The sequence below is a fragment of the Micromonospora sp. NPDC005710 genome, assembly GCF_040630995.1.
In the GTDB taxonomy this organism is placed as follows: Bacteria; Actinomycetota; Actinomycetes; order Mycobacteriales; family Micromonosporaceae; genus Micromonospora.
Map to the genome: position 1 here is coordinate 79,775 of NZ_JBEXYP010000011.1, position 22,114 is coordinate 101,888.

19 protein-coding genes and 2 tRNA genes are annotated in these 22,114 nt (G+C 70.4%); 6 read left to right on the forward strand and 15 right to left on the reverse strand.

Going from position 1 to position 22,114, the window contains the following annotated elements; genetic code table 11:
- Positions 1 to 78: 78 nt before the first annotated feature.
- From ABZ406_RS16955 to ABZ406_RS16970, 4 genes are all read right to left on the reverse strand, one after another.
- Positions 79 to 981: a sulfurtransferase gene (locus ABZ406_RS16955; protein ID WP_357761973.1), complete on the reverse strand. Its 903-nt coding sequence runs from the start codon at positions 979 to 981 to the stop codon at positions 79 to 81.
- An 88-nt stretch (positions 982 to 1,069) separates the two neighbouring features.
- Entirely contained in the window at positions 1,070 to 2,410 is a 1,341-nt protein-coding gene (locus ABZ406_RS16960; RefSeq protein WP_357761976.1) for a hypothetical protein, read from the reverse strand.
- 124 nt (positions 2,411 to 2,534) lie between these two features.
- Positions 2,535 to 2,972 (reverse strand): hypothetical protein, encoded by a 438-nt coding sequence (locus ABZ406_RS16965; protein WP_357761979.1) that lies wholly within the window; start codon positions 2,970 to 2,972, stop codon positions 2,535 to 2,537.
- 11 nt (positions 2,973 to 2,983) lie between these two features.
- Positions 2,984 to 3,751: an SGNH/GDSL hydrolase family protein gene (locus tag ABZ406_RS16970; protein ID WP_357761982.1), complete on the reverse strand. Its 768-nt coding sequence runs from the start codon at positions 3,749 to 3,751 to the stop codon at positions 2,984 to 2,986.
- 223 nt (positions 3,752 to 3,974) lie between these two features.
- On the opposite strand from ABZ406_RS16970, the gene ABZ406_RS16975 reads away from it, so the two are divergent.
- Genes ABZ406_RS16975 through ABZ406_RS16990 form a run of 4 tightly spaced genes read left to right on the forward strand, consistent with a single transcriptional unit; the run spans position 3,975 to position 7,347 of the window.
- Entirely contained in the window at positions 3,975 to 5,744 is a 1,770-nt protein-coding gene (locus tag ABZ406_RS16975; protein WP_357761985.1) for a proline--tRNA ligase, read from the forward strand.
- A gap of 57 nt (positions 5,745 to 5,801) precedes the next feature.
- The gene (locus ABZ406_RS16980) at positions 5,802 to 6,227 is read left to right on the forward strand and encodes a CBS domain-containing protein (RefSeq protein ID WP_030487636.1); all 426 of its coding nucleotides are present in this window, start codon (positions 5,802 to 5,804) and stop codon (positions 6,225 to 6,227) included.
- Positions 6,228 to 6,262: 35 nt separating this feature from the next.
- Positions 6,263 to 6,691, forward strand: coding sequence for a SufE family protein (locus ABZ406_RS16985; protein ID WP_357761988.1), 429 nt, complete (start codon positions 6,263 to 6,265; stop codon positions 6,689 to 6,691).
- A gap of 20 nt (positions 6,692 to 6,711) precedes the next feature.
- Positions 6,712 to 7,347 (forward strand): DsbA family oxidoreductase, encoded by a 636-nt coding sequence (locus ABZ406_RS16990; protein ID WP_357761990.1) that lies wholly within the window; start codon positions 6,712 to 6,714, stop codon positions 7,345 to 7,347.
- A 69-nt stretch (positions 7,348 to 7,416) separates the two neighbouring features.
- Here the strand turns inward: ABZ406_RS16990 and ABZ406_RS16995 are convergent, their stop codons facing one another.
- The 5 genes from ABZ406_RS16995 to ABZ406_RS17015 form a co-directional block, all read right to left on the reverse strand.
- The gene (locus ABZ406_RS16995; RefSeq protein ID WP_357761993.1) at positions 7,417 to 7,965 is read right to left on the reverse strand and encodes a YbaK/EbsC family protein; all 549 of its coding nucleotides are present in this window, start codon (positions 7,963 to 7,965) and stop codon (positions 7,417 to 7,419) included.
- Positions 7,966 to 8,060: 95 nt separating this feature from the next.
- Positions 8,061 to 8,255, reverse strand: coding sequence for a hypothetical protein (locus ABZ406_RS17000; RefSeq protein WP_357761996.1), 195 nt, complete (start codon positions 8,253 to 8,255; stop codon positions 8,061 to 8,063).
- A 95-nt stretch (positions 8,256 to 8,350) separates the two neighbouring features.
- Positions 8,351 to 9,004: a GAP family protein gene (locus ABZ406_RS17005; protein ID WP_357761999.1), complete on the reverse strand. Its 654-nt coding sequence runs from the start codon at positions 9,002 to 9,004 to the stop codon at positions 8,351 to 8,353.
- A 51-nt stretch (positions 9,005 to 9,055) separates the two neighbouring features.
- A complete protein-coding gene (locus tag ABZ406_RS17010; RefSeq protein ID WP_357762002.1) occupies positions 9,056 to 10,444 on the reverse strand; it encodes an MFS transporter in 1,389 nt (462 codons plus the stop codon).
- A gap of 59 nt (positions 10,445 to 10,503) precedes the next feature.
- Entirely contained in the window at positions 10,504 to 10,764 is a 261-nt protein-coding gene (locus tag ABZ406_RS17015; protein ID WP_357762005.1) for a hypothetical protein, read from the reverse strand.
- A 218-nt stretch (positions 10,765 to 10,982) separates the two neighbouring features.
- On the opposite strand from ABZ406_RS17015, the gene ABZ406_RS17020 reads away from it, so the two are divergent.
- Complete coding sequence (locus ABZ406_RS17020; RefSeq protein ID WP_357762300.1) at positions 10,983 to 15,455, forward strand: HAD-IC family P-type ATPase; 4,473 nt, start codon at positions 10,983 to 10,985, stop codon at positions 15,453 to 15,455.
- A 31-nt stretch (positions 15,456 to 15,486) separates the two neighbouring features.
- Positions 15,487 to 15,999 (forward strand): NUDIX domain-containing protein, encoded by a 513-nt coding sequence (locus tag ABZ406_RS17025; RefSeq protein ID WP_357762008.1) that lies wholly within the window; start codon positions 15,487 to 15,489, stop codon positions 15,997 to 15,999.
- Between the two features lie 18 nt (positions 16,000 to 16,017).
- Here the strand turns inward: ABZ406_RS17025 and ABZ406_RS17030 are convergent.
- The 6 genes from ABZ406_RS17030 to gyrB form a co-directional block, all read right to left on the reverse strand.
- Positions 16,018 to 16,093: transfer RNA gene (locus ABZ406_RS17030), tRNA-Ala, on the reverse strand.
- 42 nt (positions 16,094 to 16,135) lie between these two features.
- Positions 16,136 to 16,264, reverse strand: a complete 129-nt coding sequence (locus tag ABZ406_RS17035) for a DLW-39 family protein (protein WP_209444550.1) — start codon at positions 16,262 to 16,264, stop codon at positions 16,136 to 16,138.
- A 42-nt stretch (positions 16,265 to 16,306) separates the two neighbouring features.
- Positions 16,307 to 16,380 (reverse strand) — tRNA-Ile (locus ABZ406_RS17040).
- A 151-nt stretch (positions 16,381 to 16,531) separates the two neighbouring features.
- Positions 16,532 to 17,443, reverse strand: coding sequence for a DUF3566 domain-containing protein (locus ABZ406_RS17045; RefSeq protein ID WP_357762011.1), 912 nt, complete (start codon positions 17,441 to 17,443; stop codon positions 16,532 to 16,534).
- A gap of 4 nt (positions 17,444 to 17,447) precedes the next feature.
- On the reverse strand, positions 17,448 to 19,970 hold the full coding sequence (gene gyrA, locus ABZ406_RS17050; RefSeq protein ID WP_357762014.1) for a DNA gyrase subunit A: 2,523 nt from the start codon (positions 19,968 to 19,970) through the stop codon (positions 17,448 to 17,450).
- 130 nt (positions 19,971 to 20,100) lie between these two features.
- Positions 20,101 to 22,047 carry a DNA topoisomerase (ATP-hydrolyzing) subunit B gene (gyrB, locus tag ABZ406_RS17055; protein WP_357762017.1) on the reverse strand — a complete coding sequence of 649 codons (1,947 nt, stop codon included), beginning with the start codon at positions 22,045 to 22,047 and terminating at the stop codon, positions 20,101 to 20,103.
- Between the last annotated feature and the right edge of the window lie 67 nt (positions 22,048 to 22,114).

The following is a 22,114-nucleotide window of genomic DNA, read 5'->3' on the forward strand; positions in this document are numbered from 1 at the left end:
GTTCATCGATACGGCGGTGTCCCGGCGAACAGGACAGCCCGACATCAGGGAACCCGAGTCGATCACACGACGATCCGGTCAGACGGCCAGGCCGCCGGGCTGGTCACCCTTGACCACTGGTGCCCGGACCAGGTTGCCCCACTCGGTCCACGAGCCGTCGTAGTTGCGCACCTGCGGGTAGCCCAGCAGGTGCCGCAGCACGAACCAGGTGTGGCTGGACCGCTCACCGATCCGGCAGTACGCGATCACGTCGTCGTCGGGGCTCAACCCGAGCTGGTCGGCGTAGATCGCCTTCAGCTCGTCGGCCGACTTGAACGTGCCGTCCTCGTTGGCGGCCGACTTCCACGGCTTGCTGACCGCGCCCGGGATGTGGCCACCGCGCAGCGCACCCTCCTGCGGGTAGTCCGCCATGTGCAGCGTCTCGCCCGTGTACTCACTGGGCGACCGGACGTCGACAAGTGGCCGGCCGGACGCGATGTGCGCCATGACCTGCTCACGGAAGGCCCGCAGCGGGGCGTCGTCACGGAGCGGCACCGGATAGTCGGCGCGCGGACGGGCCGGCTTGTCGCGGGTAACCTCGCGTCCCTCGGCGATCCACTTCTGCCGGCCGCCGTCGAGGAGTCGCACGTCGGCGTGGCCGAAGAGCGAGAAGACCCAGAGGGCGTACGCGGCCCACCAGTTGAAGTTGTCACCGTAGAAGACGACCGTGTCGCCGCGGCCGATGCCCTTCGCGGCACACAGCTCGGCGAAGCTCTTGGCGTCCAGGTAGTCCCGGGTCACCTGGTCGTTCAGCTCCAGGTGCCAGTCGACCTTGACCGCACCGGGAATGTGACCGGACTCGTAGAGCAGCACGTCCTCGTCGGACTCGACGACGACGAGACCCTCGTCGCCCAGGTGCTCGGCCAGCCACTCGGTGGTGACCAGCCGCTGCGGGTCCGCGTACGACTGGAGGCGGGGATCGGGATCGTTCGGCACAGACATGATCCCCAAGGTACGCCGGATCGCCGTCCGCGACCGCTGTAACGGGACCGGCCCACCACCCGCACGGGGTGGTGGGCCGGTCGGCCGGTTACGCCGGGTTCGTCGGCGGCTGGTTGCCGACGAAGAAGATGAACGACGCCGAACCCGACTGGACGCCGTTCCGGTCGATGCTCCAGACGGTGAGCATGGTCAGCCCGGCCTTCGTCGGCACCCAGGTCACCGACGCGGTGCCGTCGGCGGCCGCGGCCACGGTGCTGGTCACCGTGTTGAAGCTGTAGCGGTAGCTGACCACGTCGGGCTGGCGCGGGCTGAAGGTGAAGACACCGGGCACTCCCGGCCCTCCACTGGTGGCGCCCTGCCGATAGACCGTCGCGGTGATCTTCGGGAGGGTGGACAGCGCGGAGGTGCTCGTCGTGGTGGCGGTCACGCCGTCGGCGGTCACGCTGGTCACGGAGAGCGTTCGGTTGCCGCCTCGGGTCGCGGTGACGGTGAGCGTGGCGGTGCCGTCGGCCGCCGCCTCCACCGTCTGCTCGGGGTCGCCGTCCAACTGGAACCGGTAGCGGACCACCCCGGCCATCTGCGGCTGCACGGTGAACGTCGTCGGCACGCCGATCTCGGTGAGTCTGCCCGTGATGATCGGCCCGACGTCGCTGGCCCGGAACTCGTACCGCGCCTCGGGCGACCTGTTCCCGGCCGTGTCGAGGCTCCAGACCAGGAGGGTGTTGGGTCCGTCGTCCGGGCGGAGCGTGACAGTGGCCGAGCCACCGGGCTGGTCCGTCGACACCGTGTGGACGCCGTCGCCGCCGAGCAACTCGTAGCGGAAGCCGACCGCGTCCGGGGTCGCCGCCGCGTCGAAGGTGAACCGGCCGGGCAGCGCCGGGTGCCAGCCCTCGACGGGGAAGTCGGTGGAGGTGACGACCGGCGCGACCTCGGGACCCTGGAAGTCGGTCCGGAAATGGCAGACGCCACTCCACTCGCCGGTCGCCTGACTGTCCGCCGCCCGGACCTGCCAGGCGTACACCCGGTCGTGGGTGAGCGTTTCCCGTTCGAAGAGGCCGCTCTCCCGGTCGCCCTCCCGACCGTTGAACCCCAGTCGCTCGATCCGAGCGGTCGGCTCGTCGACCGGCCACAGCGCGAAGGTGGTGGTCAACCGGTCGGTGAAACCGTTCTGGTCGACGTCCGGGTCGTGCAGGACGGCGGAGAGCACCAGGTCGTTGTTCTGCCACAACTGGTACGGCTCGGCTGTCGTGCACGACTCGCCGGAGGTTTGCAGCTCGGTCGGCACACCCGGCGGCTGGTTGTCGTCGTTCGCTGCGGCCGGCGAGGCCGTGAGCGTGAGCGCCCCGGCGGCGACCGCAACGGAAAGCCCTGTGGCCACCAGTGCGCGGACCGCTCGTGCGGATGTCGTCGTGTCAGGTATGAGGGCCATCCCTCATCCACCTTTCCCCGTTGTCCCCGCCTTCCGATCAGCGGGGGCAGCGGATGCTATCGAGGACGGCGGACATCGGGCGACCCCGACTCAGTCGAGGCACTCCACAGTGGAGCCAGCCGGGTCAGGCGCGGCGGTGGACGATCCGACCGGCGACCACTGTCACCAGACAGGTGCCGTCGACGTCGTGCACTGCCAGGTCGGCCCGGCCGCCCGGACGCAACGTCGGCGCCAGGGCGGTGGGCAGCACCAGCAGGTCGCCGCGCTCAACGGCGGCCCGCAACGCCGGGTCGGTCAGGTGTTCCGCCAGCACCGCCGTCACCCCGGTACGCAGCAGCGCGTGCACCCGTTCACGCGGGGTCGGCGCGAACGGCAGCGCCCGGTCGTGCAGCAGACCCGGCCCGAGCCTGCCGGGCCAGCGGCGCACCCGGGCACCGGCGTACGCCGACCTGAGCTCGGCCAGCGGACCGACGGCCTCGATCCGGTCACCACTGACCAGCACCGCGTGCTCCGGCACCGGCTCGCCGTCCCGGTCCAGGTACAGCAGTGCCGCACTGTGCACTGTGAGCACGCTCAGTCGACGAGCGGGCCGAGGTGCGGGCGCTTCGCCGTCAGCGTGTCGCCGGACGACCTGCCGGTCAGCCGCCGCTTCACCCAGGGTGCGAGGTACTGACCGGCCCACCGCAGGTCGGAGGCACGAGCGGCCAGCCAGGGTGACGGCGCGGGGTGCGGCGGGACCAGCAGCCACTCCTCGTCGCACCCCACCCCGAGCGCGTTCAACACCTGCCCGGCGACCCGCCGGTGGCCGGCCGGGGAGAGGTGCAACCGGTCGGTGCTCCAGAGCATCGGATTGAGGAACGTGTCGTCGGCGTACAGGTCGACCATGATGGCGCCGTGCCGCTCGGCGGTCTCGCCGACCGCCTGGTTGAGCAGTTGCACCCGGGGGGCGACGAGGCGTTGGCCGGGCAGTCGGGCCATCACGTCCGCGAACCGGAAGAGGAGCACGTCCGCGCCGCCCGAGCGCAACTGCCGGACCACCTCGTCGAAGCGGGCGACGAGCGTGTCCGGGTCGAAGGTGCGCCGCAGTACGTCGTTGCCACCCGCCGCGAAGCTGATCAGATCCGGCTTCATCGCCACCGCGGAGGGGACCTGCTCGGCGACCACGCTGGGGAACAGCCGACCCCGGATCGCCAGGTTGGCGTACCGGAAGTCGGGCCCCGCGTCGGCGGCGAGCCGGGTCGCCACCAGGTCCGCCCAACCCCGGAAGGAGCCGTCCGGGTACGCGTCGTCCATACCCTCGGTGAAACTGTCCCCGACCGCGACAAAACTGCGCCAGCGCACCCGCGCCTCCCTCACGCCACCCGTTGCCTGCGGCGACCAGTCTGTCACCGCGGCAACGAACGGCACCGCCCCGAATCCAGTACGTGTCGGAGGTCATTGCCCGTCCCGACGCCGGTGGCCGGATTCGACACCGGATCGCCGTGTCGGAGGGCTCGGCCGCCGCAGACAACGCAGCGGCGCAAATGGATCGCTCATCCTGCCGGACCGGCCGTAGGCTGCGCGGATGCTGCTACGCATGTCGACCCTGTTGCTGCGGACCCTGCGCGAGGATCCGGCCGACGCGGAGGTGCCGAGCCATCGGCTGCTGCTGCGCGCCGGCTACATCCGTCGTGCCGCACCGGGCGGCTACACGTGGCTGCCGTTGGGCAAGTTGGTGCTCGATCGGATCACCGAGGTGGTGCGCGACGAGCTGATCGCGATCGGTGACCAGGAGGTGCACTTCCCGGCGCTGCTGCCCGCCGAGCCGTACCGCACCAGCGGCCGGTGGACAGAATACGGCGACGACATCTTCACCCTCGCCGACCGGCGGGGGGCCGAGCACCTGTTGGCGCCCACCCACGAGGAGATGGCGGCGCTGCTGGTCAAGGACCTGTTCACCTCGTACCGGGACTTTCCCGTGACGTTGTTCCAGGTGCAGACGAAGTTCCGCGACGAGGCGCGGCCCCGGGCCGGGCTGCTCCGCGGCCGTGAGTTCCTGATGAAGGACGCGTACTCCTTCGACCTGGACGAGGCGGGGCTGCGGGACGCGTACGGGCGGCACCGCGCCGCGTACCAGCGGATCTTCGACCGGTTGGGGTTGGACTACGCGGTGGTGCGGGCGATGTCCGGTGCGATGGGAGGTTCCGCGTCGGAGGAGTTCCTGGCGGCGACGCCGGTCGGCGAGGACACCTTCGTCGGCTGCACCTCCTGCGCCTACGCGGCCAACACCGAGGCGGTGACCAGCCGGGCGCCACGCGCCGGTGACCCGGGCACGCAGCCGGCCGTCGAGGTGCACGACACTCCGGAAACTCCCACCATCGCGAGCCTGGTGGAGTTGGCGAACGCCCGCCGGTTGGGCGGCCGGGACGGCTGGACCGCCGCCGACACCCTGAAGAACGTCGTGCTGTCCGTCCGTCAGCCGGACGCCGACCGGGCCGAGCCCCTGGTCGTCGGGTTGCCCGGTGACCGGGAGGTCGACCTCAAGCGGGTCGGTGCCGCGGTGCACCCCGCACAGGTGACGGTCTTCGAGGAGTGGGCCGCGCATCCGGAGCTGGTTCGCGGCTACCTCGGGCCGCAACTGCTCGACAAGCTGGGCATCCGCTATCTGGTCGACCCTCGGGTGGTGGCCGGGTCCGCCTGGCTGACCGGGGCGAACGAACCGGGCCGGCACGCGACCGGCGTGGTGTGCGGACGGGACTTCACCCCCGACGGCACCATCGAGGCGGCCGACGTCCGCGCCGGCGACCCCTGCCCGGCCTGCGAGGCGGGCGAGCTGACCATCCGGCGGGGCATCGAGATCGGGCACATCTTCCAGCTCGGCCGCCGGTTCACCGACGCCTTCGCGGTCGACGTGCTCGGGCCGTCCGGCAAGCCGGTCCGGCCGACGATGGGTTGCTACGGCATCGGGGTCTCCCGGGCGGTGGCGGCCGTCGCCGAGCAGCACCACGACGACCGAGGGTTGGTCTGGCCGACGGCGATCGCGCCGTGCGACGTACACCTCGTGGTAGCGGGCAAGGGCCCGCAGCTCGACGCGGCGTTGACGCTCGGCGGGCAGCTCGCCGCCGCCGGCCTGCGGGTGCTCGTCGACGACCGCACGCACGTCTCGGCCGGGGTCAAGTTCACCGACGCCGAGCTGATCGGCATCCCCCGGGCCGTCGTGGTCGGCCGCCGACTCGCCGAGGGGTACGTCGAGCTGCGCGAGCGGGCCGGCGACGGGCGGATCGAAGTGCCTCTCGACGGTCTGGTGGATCGACTCGTCCACGAGGTACGCCAGGAACGTGCGAGTCTGGTATAGCCACAGCGTCACGGGGTAGTGCAGTGGGATCGGGTGGAAACGTCTTCGGAGGCTCTCATGACCGGTTACCGGGTCAGCGATGTGATGACAAAGCAGGTGGTGTATCTGCCGGCCGAGACCACCCTGGACGAGGCGGCCAGGGTGATGAAGGAGGCCGACATCGGTGACGTGGTGGTCACCGACGGCGCCAGCCTGGCCGGCATGCTCACCGACCGGGACATCGTGGTGCGGGCGGTGGCGGAGAACAGCTCCCCGGCGGCCACCACCATCGGATCGATAGTCACCCGCGAGGTGGTCATGATCGAACAGCACTGCACGGCGGGTGAGGCTGCGGCGCTGATGCGGGACCGGGGCATCCGACGGGTGCTGGTCTGTGACAGTGACCGCAAGCTGGTGGGGATCGTTTCGCTCGGCGACCTGGCCATGCAGCTCGACCCGACGAGCGCGCTCAGCGAGATCAGCGAGCAGTCGCCGACGGTCTGACAGGTGCCCCCGCACCCCGGCGGTAGCCTCGACGCATGGCTGACATGCCGGCCCGACTGGCCGAGATCGTCGACGAGTTCGCTGCCGCGCCGCGCGACCTGGTGTTGGAGATGCTCCTGGAGTACGCGGACGTCCTCCCGGCGCTGCCGGAGGGCGCTGCGGAACGCGAGGGCATGGAGCAGGTGCCCGAGTGTCAGACGGCGTTCTTCCTGCGCGCCCGGGTGACGCCGGAAGGCACAGTGGACACGCTCTTCGACTGCCCGCCGGAGGCGCCCACCACGAGGGCGTTCGCCGGGATCCTCGCCGAAGGGTTGGCGGGGGCGAGCGCGGAGCAGGTGCTGGCCGTGCCGGACGACCTGTACCAGCGGATGGGGTTGGCCCAGGCGATCAGCCCTCTGCGGATCCGCGGCGGTACGGCGATCCTGGGCCGCCTCAAGCGGCAGATCCGGGAACAACTCGGCTGACCGCGAGGTTGCCACCGATCATGGAGATCGAGATCTACGCGGACGTCATCTGCCCGTGGTGCTACATCGGTAAGCGTCGCCTGGACGAGGCATTGGCGAGCTACGACGGCGAGGTGACGGTCCGCTACCGACCGTTCCAGCTCGACCCGTCGCCGGTGCCGCAGCCACTTCCGCTCGTGGAGGCGCTGGCCGGCAAGTTCGGCGGCCCGGGGCGCGCCCGGCAGATGGTCGATCACGTGACCCAGGTCGCGGCTGGCGACGGGTTGCGGCTCGACTACGACCGCGCGGTGATCGCCAACACCTTCGAGGCGCACCGGCTGGTCGCCTGGGCGGCCGAGCAGGGCAGGGCGGCCGAGATGGTGGAGGCGCTGTACCAGGCGCACTTCAATCACGGGGTCGACGTCGGGTCACGGGAGGCGTTGGCCGCCCTGGCCGGTGAGATCGGCCTGGACGCCGCCGAGGCGCGCCGGTTCCTCGACTCGGACGAGCGCGTCGCCGACGTCGCCGCCGACCTGGCCGCCGCCCGGGACCTGGGCATCACCAGCGTGCCGACCTTCGTGCTGGCCGGGAAGTACGCGGTCTCCGGCTCACAGGAGGTGCAGACGCTCCTCGCCGCGCTCGCCGAGGTCGAGCAGCGCGAGGCCGCCGCACACTGAGGCCACCGGGGCAACCGGCATCGATGATCACGATGTTTCACGTGCAACAACATCGATGCCGATGCCTGGTCAGACCGGCCTGGCCAGCCCTTCGACCACCTGCGCTCCCGGCAACGCGCCCAACGCCGGCCCCGGCAGCGCGATCTTGCTGTGCCGTACGCCGGACCCCACGATCACGTGCGGTGTGGCGATGACCCGCGCGTCCACCAGGATCGGCCACTGGGCCGGCAGCCCGATCGGGGTGATGCCGCCGTACTCCATGCCGGTCAACTCCACCGCGTCGGTCATCGGGGCGAAGCTCGCCTTGCGGACGTCCAACGCCCGGCGGGCAACCCCGTTCACGTCGGCCCGGGTGGTGGCCAGGACGATGCAGGCCGCGTAACGGACCACGCCGTCCCGCTTGCCCGCGACCACGACACAGTTGGCCGACACGTCCAGCCCCACCTCGTACGCCGCGCAGAACGCCGCGGTGTCGGCCAGGTCGGCGTCGATCGGCGCGACGAGCACGTCGTTGACGTCCACCGGCGCCTCGGCCGGCCACTGCGCGATGGCCTCGGCAACCGGCGGGGCGAGCAGATCCAGGCGGGCGCGGGCCGGTTCGGTCTTCAGCGTTCCCATCACGGGTGCGATCCTCGCATCCGCCACGCTGAACCGCCCGGCGGCTCCCCGACCTCCCGGCGACGCCACCGGCCGGGGCCGGATCGATCCGGCGCTCAACTGCCGGCCAGGAAGGCGTTGTCGCGCAGGAAGGAGCGGTCGCGGGCGGCCGCCAACTCCTCCTCGCGCTGGGCCTTGGCGCGTTGCAGCTCCAGATCCTCGAAGGCGTGCCGGACACCCAGCCGGATCACGCCGTAGAGGAAGACGAAGCCGAAGACGTAGAGGATCACCGTGGTGACGACAGCGAGCATGGCGTCACGGTAAGACGAACGTGAACCGGTGTTGCTCTCATTTCCGACCGGTTCCCCCGTACGTGTCGGCCTGACGGTCGGCGGGGCGCGGCGGCTCACAGTGACCGGATCAGGTCCAGCACTGTCAGCAGCGCGAAGAACGCGATCACGATCTCGTTGACGATCCAGGCGTGCCCCTCGGCCCACTCCCGCATCCGGGTCAGCACCCGCGCCGCCCTGCCTCCGAGCAGCAGCAACGCCAGCAGAGGCAACGCGAGCAGGAGCAGGGTGACCAGCACGAACGGCACCAGGTGCCACCACGGCAGGTCGTGTCGCCCCACACTCGCCCCGACGGTGGCCATCGTCAGGTCGTCGGTGGGGGTCACCACGAAGAGCAGCGCACCCAGCCGCAGCGCCTGCGGCGGACCGGCGTGCTCGATGCTCCCCAGCCAGCGCGGTGGTCCGGAACGATTCCGGCGTACCCAGATCAGCGCGGCCAGAATCACCAGCAGGGCCAGCACCACCAGGTCGATGGCGGGGCCGCGATCGACCTTCCCGGCGACGGTGCTGGCGTCGGCGGCCACTCCGCCGACCAGCCGGGTCACCAGCCAGGCGACAGTCACCCCGGCGGCGACGACGACCCCCGCGCCGGCGAGGAAGCCGAGCGACGCCGCCCGGGGCCGGTCCGACGACGCCAGGAAGACCGCCACCACCAACTGCGTCCCGGCGACCATCACCACGGCGAGCGGCAGCACTGTCAGGAAGTTCATCGCCCGACATCCTTCCGCCACCAGCAGGTGGCAGGCGGCCGAATCGGCGGATCACCCGTTGGGTCGTACACCCCCGGCCACCACGACCCGGCCCGCCAGCAGCGCCCCGAGCAGCGCCAGCCCCGCGGTCACGGCGAGCGTCGTCGTGTAACTGGCCGGGCCCGGCGCAGTTCCCGCCGCCAGCACGGCACCGGTCAGCGCGAGCACCGTCGCGGCGAAGAGAGAGTCGCTCAGTTGCAGCGAAGAACTGTTGCGGCCCTGCTCACCCGGTGCCGACAGCTCCAGGGTGAGCACCGACAACGACGGATAGAGCAACCCCATGCCCAGACCGGCGAGCGCCCAACCGACCACGGCGACTGCCACCGGCAACTCGGGCCGAACTGCCAACGCCACAGTGGCGGTGCCGACGGTGATGCAGCTCAGCCCGGCACGCGGAAGGCTGGCCCGCGACGCCGGCAGCGGGATCCGGCCCTGCAACCACGAGCCCGCCGACCAGGCCAGGGCGCCGACAGTGAGGACCAACCCGGCCGCGGTCGGCGAGAGACCCCGTTCCCGGGACAGCATCAGCGGGATGACCACCTCAGCGCCGACGAACGCCGCCGACGCCAGGCCCCGCAACCCCACCACTGTGGGCAGCCCTCGCGCCGCCCGGAGGAACCCGGCCGGCAACAGGCGCGGGGCACAGACCAGCAGGCCGAGCACGGCGAACGCGACGAGCACCAGGGCTGCGGCGCCGCGCTGCTGGCCCCCGATGTGCAGCAGTGCGGCACTCACCGCGGCCCCACACGCCCACCCGATCCGCGCTGCCGCACCCGACGGCAGGCTCGTCGCCGCACTCCGGCCCAGCGACCGCAGGCCGGGATGGATCAGCAGCACCGCCGGCACGGCCACCGCCGGCACCGCCAGAAAGACCCACCGCCAACCCAGGTACTGCACGATCAGGCCGGCAACCGCCGGCCCCACCAGCGACGGTACGACCCACGCCGCCGCGAACGCCGCGAAGATCCGCCGATGCAGTTCCTGCGGGTACGCGTGCCCGACGATCACGTAGAGCGCCACCGACAACAGCCCGGAGCCGAAACCCTGCACGACCCGACCGACGACGAGCACGCTCATCACCGGAGCGGTCCCGGCGATCAGCAACCCGACCACGAACCAGGCCACGCCGTGCCACATCGGCCCCCGGGGACCCCTGGCGTCGCACCAGATCCCGGAGACCACCATGGCCAGGACACTTGTGGCGAACGGGCCACCGAACGCGATCCCGTAGAGCGCCAGCCCGTCCAGGCTGCGCGCCACTGTCGGCATCGCCGTACCGACCGCCAACGCCTCGAACGCGAGGAGTGAGATCAACGCGACGCTGCCCACAGTCATCGCGCGTAGCCGGGGTGCGAAGAGTCCCGGTGTGGCGTCTACGGCGCTGACGGCTGTGCTCGGCATCGACCGAGCATGCGACCTCAACCCTGATTCATGTCAACCGCCAGGTGACCCGGCTCTCGTCAGGCGTCCTGCAGCGCCTCCCCGACACCGCGCACCAGGCCGGAGAAATGCTGGTCGGCCAGCAGGTGACCGGCGGTGATCACCACGGCGATCGGCCACTCGATGACCTGTAGCGCGGCAAGCACCCCGAGCCCGGCGTAGTAGACGACCTTGTCCGGAGGCGGCACCGCCACGTCGCCCAACATCGGCAGTTGCACCCGCCTGTTGTACATCTTCACGTTCTCCCGTGAACCGTTGAGGTGTCGCGTCAACGTGCTCATTCCGACCTCCCCATGTCCGGTGATGGTCGTCGGATTCCACGGCCCACCCCGTCCATGCGCCAGCGGCGGCGGAAAGTTCCGCCACCCAGGGGGCATAACGGATGGCAGGTAGGGAAGCCAGGCCGCCGGACGTGAGCGCGGTGGGAGGACGACATGGCCAAGGTCAGGACAAGCCGCAACAGGGAGCCGGGCCGGCGCCCGTCCAGCCGTACGCCTCGATGACGGCGGCGGGTCGCGCTGCCGGCCGCGTCCTGCCGTCCTTCGGCGTGCCGCACCTGGTCGGCGAGGCGTCCCGGTCGGTCGGCTCGGCCGCGACCCGGCTGGCCCGGTCGGCCGGGCTGACGCGTCGTCGGGTCTGGTCCCGACCGGGTCGGCACCACATCGAGGTGCACGGCGTCTGCCAGGACGGCGGCAACACGTTGGCCCGGCAGGTGGAGGGCGCGCTGGAGCGGATGCCCGGGGTCGCCTGGGCCCGGGTCAACGCACCCTCGGGTCGGGTGGTGGTCGCCGTCCAGAACCCCGAGCCGACGTTGCGCGACCTGATCGCCACGATCGACCGCATCGAGCGGACCTGCGACCACGAACCCGACCCGGAGATCCCACCGCCGCACCCACCGGAGGAGGGCCCCCGAACCCCGCGCACCCTCGGCGCGCTGGCCTCGGACGCGCTGGGCCTGACCATCTCGGCAGCCACCAGGGTCCTGCCGTTCGCGCCGCTGCCCGGCGAGGTGGCCGGCCTTCTCTCCGCAGTGGATCTTCAGCCGAAGCTGCACCAGTTCATCGGTAAACGGCTGCGCTCCGACCCGCGCGCCGACATCCTGTTCCCGCTGGCCGAGGCGGTGGTGCAGGGCTTGACCGGCCGCTGGACGGGGATCGTCCTGGACGGCGCGCAGCGGGTGGTGCAGTGGGGCGAGGCTCGGGCCCAACTCTCCGCCTGGGAGCGGGCCGAACCGCGACTGACTGGCGACGCGGAACGCGCCACCGCGCGATGGCCGGTGATCGAACGCCCCCAGCCGAAGCCGGACGGCCCGGTCGAGCGGTACATCAACCGCATGCTCGCCGCGGGCACTGCCGCCGGCGCGGCGGCAGTGCCGTTCGCCGGGCGGAAGCGGGCCGCCGCGCTGGGCCTGTCCGCGCTACCCAAGGCACCGGGCAGCGGTCGGGAGGGGTACGCGGCGCAACTCGGCCGGATGCTGGCCCGACGCGGTGTGATCGCAATGGACCGGAGTGTGCTGCGCGAGTTGGACCGGATCGACACACTCGTCCTCGACGCCGCGGTGCTCGGCTCGGAACGGGGCGTACTCGCCGATCTGGCGCCGGCACGGGACGCGGACGTCGACCAGGTGGCCGAGCGGGCGTTCGCGTTGTTCGACCCGGACGACCCGGCTGGTTCCCGCACCGCGGACGGCTGGCGGCTCGGGCCGTTGCACCAACTGCCGGCGAACGACACGGACAGCATCCCGGACGCGGCCCGGCTGCGTTCCGCCGGCGGCCAACTCCTCGGCCTCGCCCACGGCGACCGGCTGGCCGCCCTGCTGCGGGTCGAACCGGAACCCGCGCCCGGCGTCGACGGCCTACCGTCCGCCGCCCGCCACGCCGGCCTGCGGCTGGTAGTGGCCGGCGGCGACGAGCAGCGCTACGGCTTCGCCGACGCGATGCTGCCCGGCGGGGAACAGTTGGCCGAGTCGGTCCGCGCGTTGCAGCGCGACGGCGCGGTGGTGATGCTGGTCTCCGCGGACCGGAAGGCGCTCGGCGCGTCCGACTGCGGTCTCGGGTTCGCCGCGCCGGAGGAGCTGCCGCCGTGGGGCGCGCACCTGCTGGTCGGTGCCGACCTGCGGGTGGTGGCACTGGTGATCGAGGCAACCGGGGTGGCTCGCCGCACGGCCCAGCAGAACATCCGGCTGGCCATGGCCGGCACCGGTCTCGGAGCGCTGGGCGCGTTCACGGCCCCGCCGACCGAGTTGCCGGGCCGGTCGCTCGTCGCGGTGAACGGCGCGGCCGGGTTGGCCTTCGCGAACGGGGTCTGGCAGGCCCGCCGGTTGCACGACCAGTCGGACACCCCAGCGCCGGTGGCAACCGCCTGGCACCTGATGCCCGTCGGCACCGTGCTCGACCACCTACGTACCACCCCGAACGGTCTGGACAGCGCCGAAGCGCAGCGCCGGCACCACAGCGCCGGCGAGAACGGCGGTGCCGGGGCGGGTAACGGAGGGCTGCTGCGAGCCTTCGTCGACGAGTTGTCCAACCCGCTCACCCCGGTGCTGGTGGCCGGGGCGGTGCTCTCCGCGTCGTTCGGGTCCCTTGTCGACGCCGCGCTGGTGGGCAGCGTCGTCGGTGGGTCCGCCCTGATCGGCGCGGTACACGAACGCAACACCGAACGCTCCCTGGCCGAACTGCTGTCCCGTTCGGCGGTGACCGCACGGGTCCGCCGCGACGGCGCCGAGCAGGTTCTCGCCGCCGAGGACCTGGTCCTCGGGGACGTCATCGCCCTCGAACCAGGCGACTCCGTACCCGCCGACTGCCGCGTCCTCGAATCGGTGGGCCTGGAGGCCGACGAGTCGTCGCTGACCGGTGAGTCGCTGCCGGTCGCCAAGTCCAACCGGCCGGTGGTCGCCGCCGCGATCGCCGACCGGCACTCGATGCTGTACGAGGGCACCACGGTCGCCGCCGGGCATGGCACCGCCGTCGTGGTGGCAACCGGGTCGGACACCGAATCCGGCCGCAGCCTCGCCCTGGTCAAGCAGGACCCGCCGGCCAGTGGGGTGGAAGCACGGCTCGGCTCGTTAACAAGCGCCGCCATCCCGTTGGCAGCCGGTTCGGCGGTGGCGGTGGCCGGGGCGGGACTGCTTCGGGGCGTACCCCTTGCCGAAACGGCGGCGACCGCCGCGAACCTGGCCGTGGCGTCGGTGCCGGAGGGTCTGCCGTTCCTGGTCAGCGCCGCGCAGCTGGCCGCGGCCCGGCGGCTGGCCGAACACGGCGCGTTGGTCCGCAACCCGCGCACCATCGAGGCGCTGGGCCGGGTCGACGTGCTCTGCTTCGACAAGACGGGCACCCTCACCGAAGGCCAGTTGCTGCTCGCCGGGGTCGGCGACAGCGTCGGCGACCGGTACGCGCCGCTGGACCGGTTGGACGACCGACTCCGGATGACGCTGGCCGCAGCACTGCGAGCCACCCCCGCCGCGAAGAACCCGGAGGAGTTGGCGTTGCAGACCGACCGGGCGGTCCGGCGAGGGGCCGGCGAGGCCGGCGTGGTGGAGCAGACCGGCGCCGCCGGGTGGCGGGCTGCCGGAGGGTTGCCGTTCGAGCCGTCCCGCGGCTACCACGCGAGTATCGGACAGACCGATGGCCACCTGCTGCTGAGCGTCAAGGGCGCGCCGGAGACGGTGCTCCCGCGCTGTTCGTCCCGACGCACCGACGGTCGTCAGGAACCACTCGACGACGCCGGCCGCGCCGAACTGGAGCGGATGCTCGCCGACCGGGCCGGGGCGGGAAACCGGATCCTGGCCGTGGCGGAGTGCCCGGTGGAGGACCCGACAGTGACCGACGGGGACGTTCGAGGGCTGACCTTCGTGGGTTTCCTGGCCCTCGCCGACGGGGTCCGGGAGAGCGCCGCCCCGGCGGTACGCCGGATCCGGCAGGCCGGCGTACACACCATCATGATCACCGGTGACCATCCGGCCACCGCCGAGGCGATCGCTGCCACCATCAGCGAACACGACGAACAGCGCGTTGTCACCGCCGCCGAACTCGACAAACTCGACGACGACGCGCTCGCCGAGCGGTTGGCCGACACCGATGTCGTTGCCCGCTGCACCCCGGCCCACAAGGTACGGATCATCCAGGCGTTGCAGAAGTGCGGGCGAACAGTGGCGATGACCGGCGACGGTGCCAACGACGCCCCGGCGATCCGGCTGGCCGACGTCGGCATCGCCCTCGGCCAACGGGGCACCCCGGCCGCCCGCGCCGCAGCCGACCTGGTGGTCACCGACGACCGCCTGGAAACCATCATCGCCACCCTCATCGAAGGCCGGGCGATGTGGTCGTCGGTGCGGCACGCGCTCAGCATCCTCGTCGGCGGCAACCTCGGCGAAATCGCGTTCAGCGTGCTCACCGCAGCGGCCACCGGCCGTTCCGCACTCACCGGCCGACAACTGCTGCTGGTCAATTTGCTCACCGATCTGGCACCGGCGCTCGCCATCGCGGTCCGGCCACCCGCCTCCGACCGCACCGACACGCTGCTCCGGGAAGGCCCGGACACCGCGCTCGGCGAAAGCCTCACCAGAGAGATCGGGCTGCGGGCGGCAGCCACCACGCTGGGCGCGACGGCGGGCTGGACGTTGGCCCGCTACACCGGAAGCCAGCAGCGGGCCGGCACCGTCGCCCTGGTCTCCCTGGTCGGCACCCAACTCGGGCAGACCATCCTCGCCGGCGGCACCAGCCCGGCCGTGCTCGCCTCCACGGCCGCGTCACTCGGCGTGCTCGTCGTGGTGGTGCAGACGCCCGGGGTCAGCCAGTTTTTCGGCTGCACGCCGCTCGGGCCGATCGGGTGGACCATCGGGGCCGGGTCGGCGCTCGGCGCGACCTTCGCCAACGGCGCGCTCACCAAACTGATGGAACGCCTCCCGGAAGCCCACCCCGACCGGACCGGCTCCGGCGCCGAGCCCGCTGGGGACGGCGGTTCCGCCGGCTGAGCTTGTCGTAACCCTGTGCTCCAATCCCGTCATGCATGTCGTCGTCACGGGCGTACTGGTTGAGAACGGCACCGTCCTGCTGGTCCACCGGAGGCCGACCAAGCGGGTTTACCCGGATGTCTGGGACCTGCCCGGAGGGCTGGTCGAAGCGGGTGAATCCGAGCTACAGGCCCTCGCCCGTGAGATGCACGAGGAGCTCGGCGTCCACATCGCGATGGAGTCCGCTTCACGGCTGGGTGTCCTGCACGCCGGCAGTGGCGAGGGCACCATTCAGATTGGCGTCTGGCACGTTCGGGACTGGGTTGGCTCTCCCACCAACAGCGCACCGGACGAGCATGACGACATGGCATGGGTCGGGATCAGCAAGCTGCGCGAGCTTCCCCTCGTGCATGGCGTCCTGGCGGCAATGGTTCGTTCGCTGCCCGAGTTCGAGTGGGCCCACGGGCACTCGGATGTCGCCGAACTCACTGATGCAGCAGCACGGGCGAGACTCGTACTTGCCAGGCTGCGTCTCAGTCATACGAACCACGGAGCCGCAGGTTAAGAGGGAGATCAAGTCGTGTGGTGGAGCCCAGGGGACTCGAACCCCTAACCCCTGCCTTGCAAAGGCAGTGCTCTGCCAGTTGAGCTAGGGCCCCATGAGTGGCCGCGGCGACTGTCGTTCGTCGCCGGGCCGAACGTCAGCGGAGGTCGGGCGCGGTGGTCGCCTCGTGCCACAGGGCACGCTCGTCGTTCGACGCCTTGATCTTGTTGAACACGACGGCGGCCACACCGACGACGCCAGCCAGAATCAGCAGCTTCTTGAACATGGGGCGACCCCTTGCGCTCGACTATCGTCGGACGAAATGCGGTGGGGCTAGATGGAATCGAACCATCGACCTCAGAGTTATCAGCTCTGCGCTCTAACCGACTGAGCTATAGCCCCGCGTTGCGACGAGCAAGATTAACCCATCCGCTCCGCCGGCCCCAAATCGGGGTCCGCGCCTGCGAGCCGGGCCCGTCGCCGCCTGCACAACCTACCTGGGTACGGGACGCCGGAGCGACCGCATTCCGCGGTGCCCCGGCGTCCCGATCGCTCAGTCCCGCTCGGCGAGCGTCAGCTCGACCCCGCCGACCAGGTCGGCGCAGACGTTGTAGACGAACGCGCCCAGGGTGGCCAGCGCGGTGAACAGCACCACGTTGACCAGGCCGATCAGCGCCGAGCTGAGAATCACGCCCTTGGCGGTGATCTGGAAGCCGCTGGTGCTCTGGCCGCCGCCGGCGTTCACCAGGTCACTCAGGCTCTCGTTGACGCTCTGGAACACACCCATCGCGTCCAGCGCCAGGTAGAGCACCGAGGTGGCGACCACCACGACGATGAAGAGCACCACCGACACCGCGAACGCGAACTTCATCACCGACCACGGGTCGATCCGCTTCAGGTTCAGCCGGGCCCGGCGCGGCCCGCGGGAGGCGGCCGAACTGACCGACGTACGCGCCGAACGCACCGCGTCACCGACGCGGGCGGCCCCGACGGCCGAAGCGCTGCCGATTCCCGGTGGCAGGCCACCGCCGCTGGCCGGGCGGCCGGCAGCGGCGGCGCGCCCCGCGTCAGTCTGGGGCTGGGTCATGCCGGGTGTGATCCGCGGCTGGGTGCCGGTGGACCCAGTCGACGTCGCTTGACCCGGTCGAACACCGATCGGCTGGGTGGTAGCCGGACGGGCCGAGGGTGCCGCTGCCGGACCCGGAGGGCTGGCGGCGGCCGACGTCGGTGCCTCGGCGCTGGACGCCTCGGTCCTGTCGCCGGACCCGCCGTCCTCGCCCGGCTGCTCCGGCGGGGGTGTCATACCGGGAGCCCTGGTGAACTTCGGGGCAGGCGCGTCGGCGGGGACAGTCGCCCGGCCCACGGCCGCGCGGCCGGTCGCTGGTGTGCCGCCTTTGGCGGCCTCCTCGTCGACCGGTTTGGCCGAGGTCCCCGTGTTCCCCGACTTCGCCTGTGTCTCCGTCATTCAACTAGTCCTGTTCGTCAGGCTCGTCGGCATTGCGAGCAATCGCCACGATAGTCACGCCGTCCGGGAGGTCCATCAGCTTGACCCCCATTGTGTTCCGGTCACGCGTACGGCGTACAGGCTTCACCGGAGTCCGAATGACACCACCGTTGCTGGTGATCGCGAACAGCTCGTCGTCCGGATCGATCACCACCGCGCCAACCAGACCACCGCGCCGTTCGGTGATCTTCGCAGTCAACACGCCCTTACCTCCCCGGCCCTGCACCGGGTATTCCTCGATCGGGGTGCGCTTCGCGTATCCCCCGTTCGTGGCCACCAGCACGTCCAGACCATCCCGCACGACTTCCATGGCGAGCAGGACATCGTCGTCAGTGAAGCGCATGCCGATCACGCCCGAGGTGGCCCGGCCCATCGGCCGCAGCGCCTCGTCCGAGGCGTTGAACCGGATCGCCTGCGCCTTCTTCGAGACAAGCAGCAGGTCGTTCTCCGGCGCAACCAACGCAGCACCGACCAGCTCGTCCTCATCGCGCAGGTTGATCGCGATGACGCCGCCGGAACGGTTGGAGTCGAACTCCTCGAGCCGCGTCTTCTTCACCAGGCCGTTCTTCGTGGCCAGTACCAGATAGGGGGCTACCTGGTAGTTCGGAATTTCGATGATCTGCGCGATCTGCTCGTCCGGTTGGAAGGCGAGCAGATTGGCCACGTGTTGGCCCTTGGCTACCCTACTGGCCTCCGGCAACTCGTACGTCTTGGCCCGGTAGACACGGCCCTTGTTCGTGAAGAACAAGATCCAGTCGTGGGTCGAGCAGACGAAGAAGTGGCTGACGATGTCGTCCTGCCGCAGCGTGGCGCCGCTGACGCCCTTGCCGCCGCGCCGCTGCGAGCGGTACAGATCGACCTTGGTCCGCTTGGCGTACCCGGTGCGGGTGATCGTGACGACCACGTCCTCGCGGGCGATGAGGTCCTCCATCGAGACCTCGCCGTCGAACGGGATGATCTGCGTCCGGCGGTCGTCGCCCCACTTGGTGACGATCTCGCGCAACTCCTCCGAGACGATCTTCCGCTGCCGCTCGGGCTTGGCGAGGATGTCCTTGAGGTCGGCGATCTCGATCTCGAGCTTCGCCAGGTCGTCGACGATCCGCTGCCGCTCCAACGCGGCGAGACGGCGCAGCTGCATGTCCAGGATCGCGGTCGCCTGGATCTCGTCGATCTCCAGCAGGCGGATGAGGCCCTGCCGGGCGTCGTCCACCGTCGGAGAACGCCGGATCAACGCGATGACCTCGTCCAGCGCGTCCAGCGCCTTGCCCAGGCCCCGCAGGATGTGCGCCCGCTCCTCGGCCTTGCGCAGCCGGAACGCCGTCCGCCGGCGGATCACGTCGATCTGGTGCTCAACGTAGTAGCGGATGAACTGGGCCAGGTTGAGTGTGCGCGGCACCCCGTCGACCAGGGCCAGCATGTTGGCGCCGAACGTCTCCTGAAGCTGCGTGTGCTTGTAGAGGTTGTTCAGCACCACCTTCGCGACCGCGTCGCGCTTGAGCACCAGCACGATCCGCATGCCGGTACGCCCGGAGGACTCGTCGCGGATGTCGGCGATGCCGGCGAGCTTGCCCTCCTTGATCAGCTCGGCGATCCGCTCGGCGAGGTTGTCCGGGTTGACCTGGTAGGGCAGCTCGCTGACGACCAGGCAGGGGCGGCCCCGCTTGTCCTCCTCGACCTCCACCACCGCACGCATCCGGATCGAGCCACGGCCCGTGCGGTACGCGTCCTGGATCGCCGTCGTGCCGACGATCAGACCGTGGGTCGGGAAGTCCGGGCCCTTGACGATGCCGAGCAGGGCTTCGAGGGTGGTCTCCTCATCCTCCTCCGGGTTCTCCAGGCACCACTGCACCGCCGCGCCGATCTCCCGCAGGTTGTGCGGCGGGATCTTGGTGGCCATGCCGACCGCGATGCCCTCGGAGCCGTTCACCAGAAGGTTGGGGATCCGCGACGGCAGGATCGTGGGCTCCTTGGCCCGACCGTCGTAGTTGTCCTGCAGGTCGACGGTGTCCTCGTCGATGTCCCGCAGCATCTCCATGGCGAGCGGGTCGAGCTTGCACTCCGTATATCTCATGGCGGCAGCCGGATCGTTACCGGGCGAGCCGAAGTTGCCGTTGCCGTCGACCAGCGGGTAGCGCAGCGACCAGGGCTGCGCCATCCGGACCAGCGCGTCGTAGATCGCCGAGTCGCCGTGTGGGTGGAACTGACCCATCACGTCACCGACGACGCGGGAGCACTTCACGTAGCCGCGGTCCGGGCGGTAGCCGGAGTCGAACATCGCGTAGAGGATCTTGCGGTGGACCGGCTTGAGGCCGTCCCGGACGTCCGGCAGCGCGCGACCGACGATGACGCTCATGGCGTAGTCGAGGTAGGAGCGCTGCATCTCCACCTCGAGCCCGACCGGTTCGATCCGGTCGTGCGCGACCACCGCGGCGATGGCCTCGGTGGGGACCTCGGGCTCGTTCGGTGTGGACTCGGGAGAATCGGTCACTGTATACCCTTATCAGACTCAGAGTCGTTTTTGTGCTGTGGATAACGGCTGTGGATACCGGCCAAGCTGTGGATAACTCTGTGGACCGCCGGATCGGCCGGGCAGAGCCCGGCCGATCCGGCGCAGTCCGTCAGATATCCAGGAACCGCACGTCCTTGGCGTTGCGCTGGATGAACGACCGGCGCGCCTCGACGTCCTCACCCATCAGCACACTGAACAACTCGTCGGCGGTCGCCGCGTCGTCGAGAGTGACCTGACGCAGGGTACGCGTCGCCGGGTTCATCGTGGTTTCCCACAGCTCGGGGTAGTTCATCTCGCCGAGGCCCTTGAAGCGCTGGATGTCGTCCGGCTTCGCGTTCGGCTTCTTCTGCTGGCGCAGCGCGATCAGACCGTCGCGCTCGCGGTCGGAGTACGCGTACTGGGCGTCGTCGCCCTTCTTGTTCCACTTGATCTTGTAGAGCGGCGGGGCGGCCAGATAGACGTTGCCCATCTCGACGAGCGGACGCATGAAGCGGAACAGCAGGGTGAGCAGCAGCGTCTGGATGTGCTGGCCGTCGACGTCGGCGTCGGCCATCAGCACCACCTTGTGGTACCGCAGCTTTTCCATGTCGAAGTCGTCGTGGATGCCGGTGCCCAGCGCGGTGATCAGCGCCTGGACCTCGTTGTTCTTCAGTACCCGGTCGATTCGGGCCTTCTCCACGTTGAGGATCTTGCCGCGGATCGGCAGGATCGCCTGGGTGCGTGGGTCGCGGCCCTGCTTGGCCGAGCCGCCGGCCGAGTCGCCCTCGACGATGAACACCTCGGACTCGCGCGGGTCGGTCGACTGGCAGTCGGCCAGCTTGCCCGGCATCGAGCCGGACTCCAGCAGCGACTTGCGTCGGGCCAGCTTGCGCGCCTGCTGTGCGGCGATCCGCGCCCGGGCGGCCTGGGACGCCTTGGTGATGATCATCTTGGCTTCGGCCGGGTTGCGGTCGAACCAGTCGACCAGCCGGTCGTTGCAGACCCGCTGCACGAAGCTCTTCACCGGGGTGTTGCCCAGCTTGGTCTTGGTCTGGCCCTCGAACTGCGGGTTGGCCAGCTTGACCGAGATGATCGCCGCGAGCCCTTCGCGGATGTCCTCGCCGGAGAGCTTCTCGTCGCCCTTGAGCAACTTCTTGTCGGTGCCGTACCGGTTGACCACGCTGGTCAACGCGGACCGGAAGCCCTCCTCGTGGGTGCCGCCCTCGTGAGTGTTGATCGTGTTGGCGAAGGTGTAGACCGACTCGCCGTACGACTCGTTCCACTGCATGGCGATCTCGAGTGACATGCCCTCCTCTTCGGCCTCGAACTCGACCACTGTCTTGTGGATCGGGCTCTTCGAGGCGTTGAGGTGCCGGACGAAGTCCGCGATGCCGCCCTCGTAGTAGAAGGTGACCTCGCGCTGGCGGCCGTCCTCCTCCTCGGCCACCCGCTCGTCGAGCAGGTGGATGCGCAGCGCTCGGTTGAGGAAGGCCATCTCCTGCAGGCGCCGGTAGATGGTCTGGAAGTCGAAGTCGACGGTCTCGAAGATGTCGGGGTCGGGCCAGAAGGAGACCGCCGAGCCGGTGCGGTCGGTGGTCTCGCCCTTGTCCAGTGGGCCGGGCTTGGAGTAGTTGTAGTGCTGCCGCCACACGGAGCCGGACTTGTGGATCTCGACGAACATCTTGGTGGAGAGCGCGTTCACCACGGAGACGCCAACGCCGTGCAGACCGCCGGAGACCGCGTACGCCTTACCGTCGAACTTGCCACCCGCGTGCAGGATGGTCAGCGCGACCTCGACACCCGGCTTCTTGAGCTTCGGGTGGAGGTCGACCGGGAAACCACGGCCGTTGTCGGTGACCCGGACGCCGCCGTCGGCGAGCAGTACCACGTCGATGGTGTCGCAGTATCCGGCCAGCGCCTCGTCGACCGCGTTGTCGACGACCTCCCAGACGAGGTGGTGCAGACCGCGCTCGCCGGTGGACCCGATGTACATACCGGGCCGCTTGCGAACGGCCTCCAGCCCCTCGAGAACGGTGATCGACTCTGCGCCGTACTCCTGCTTGTCCTGCGCTGCCACGCTCGGCCACTTTCTCGCGTCAGCCGCGCCGGTATGGCGCGTCGGGCGCGGGTTCGGCGGACAGGAC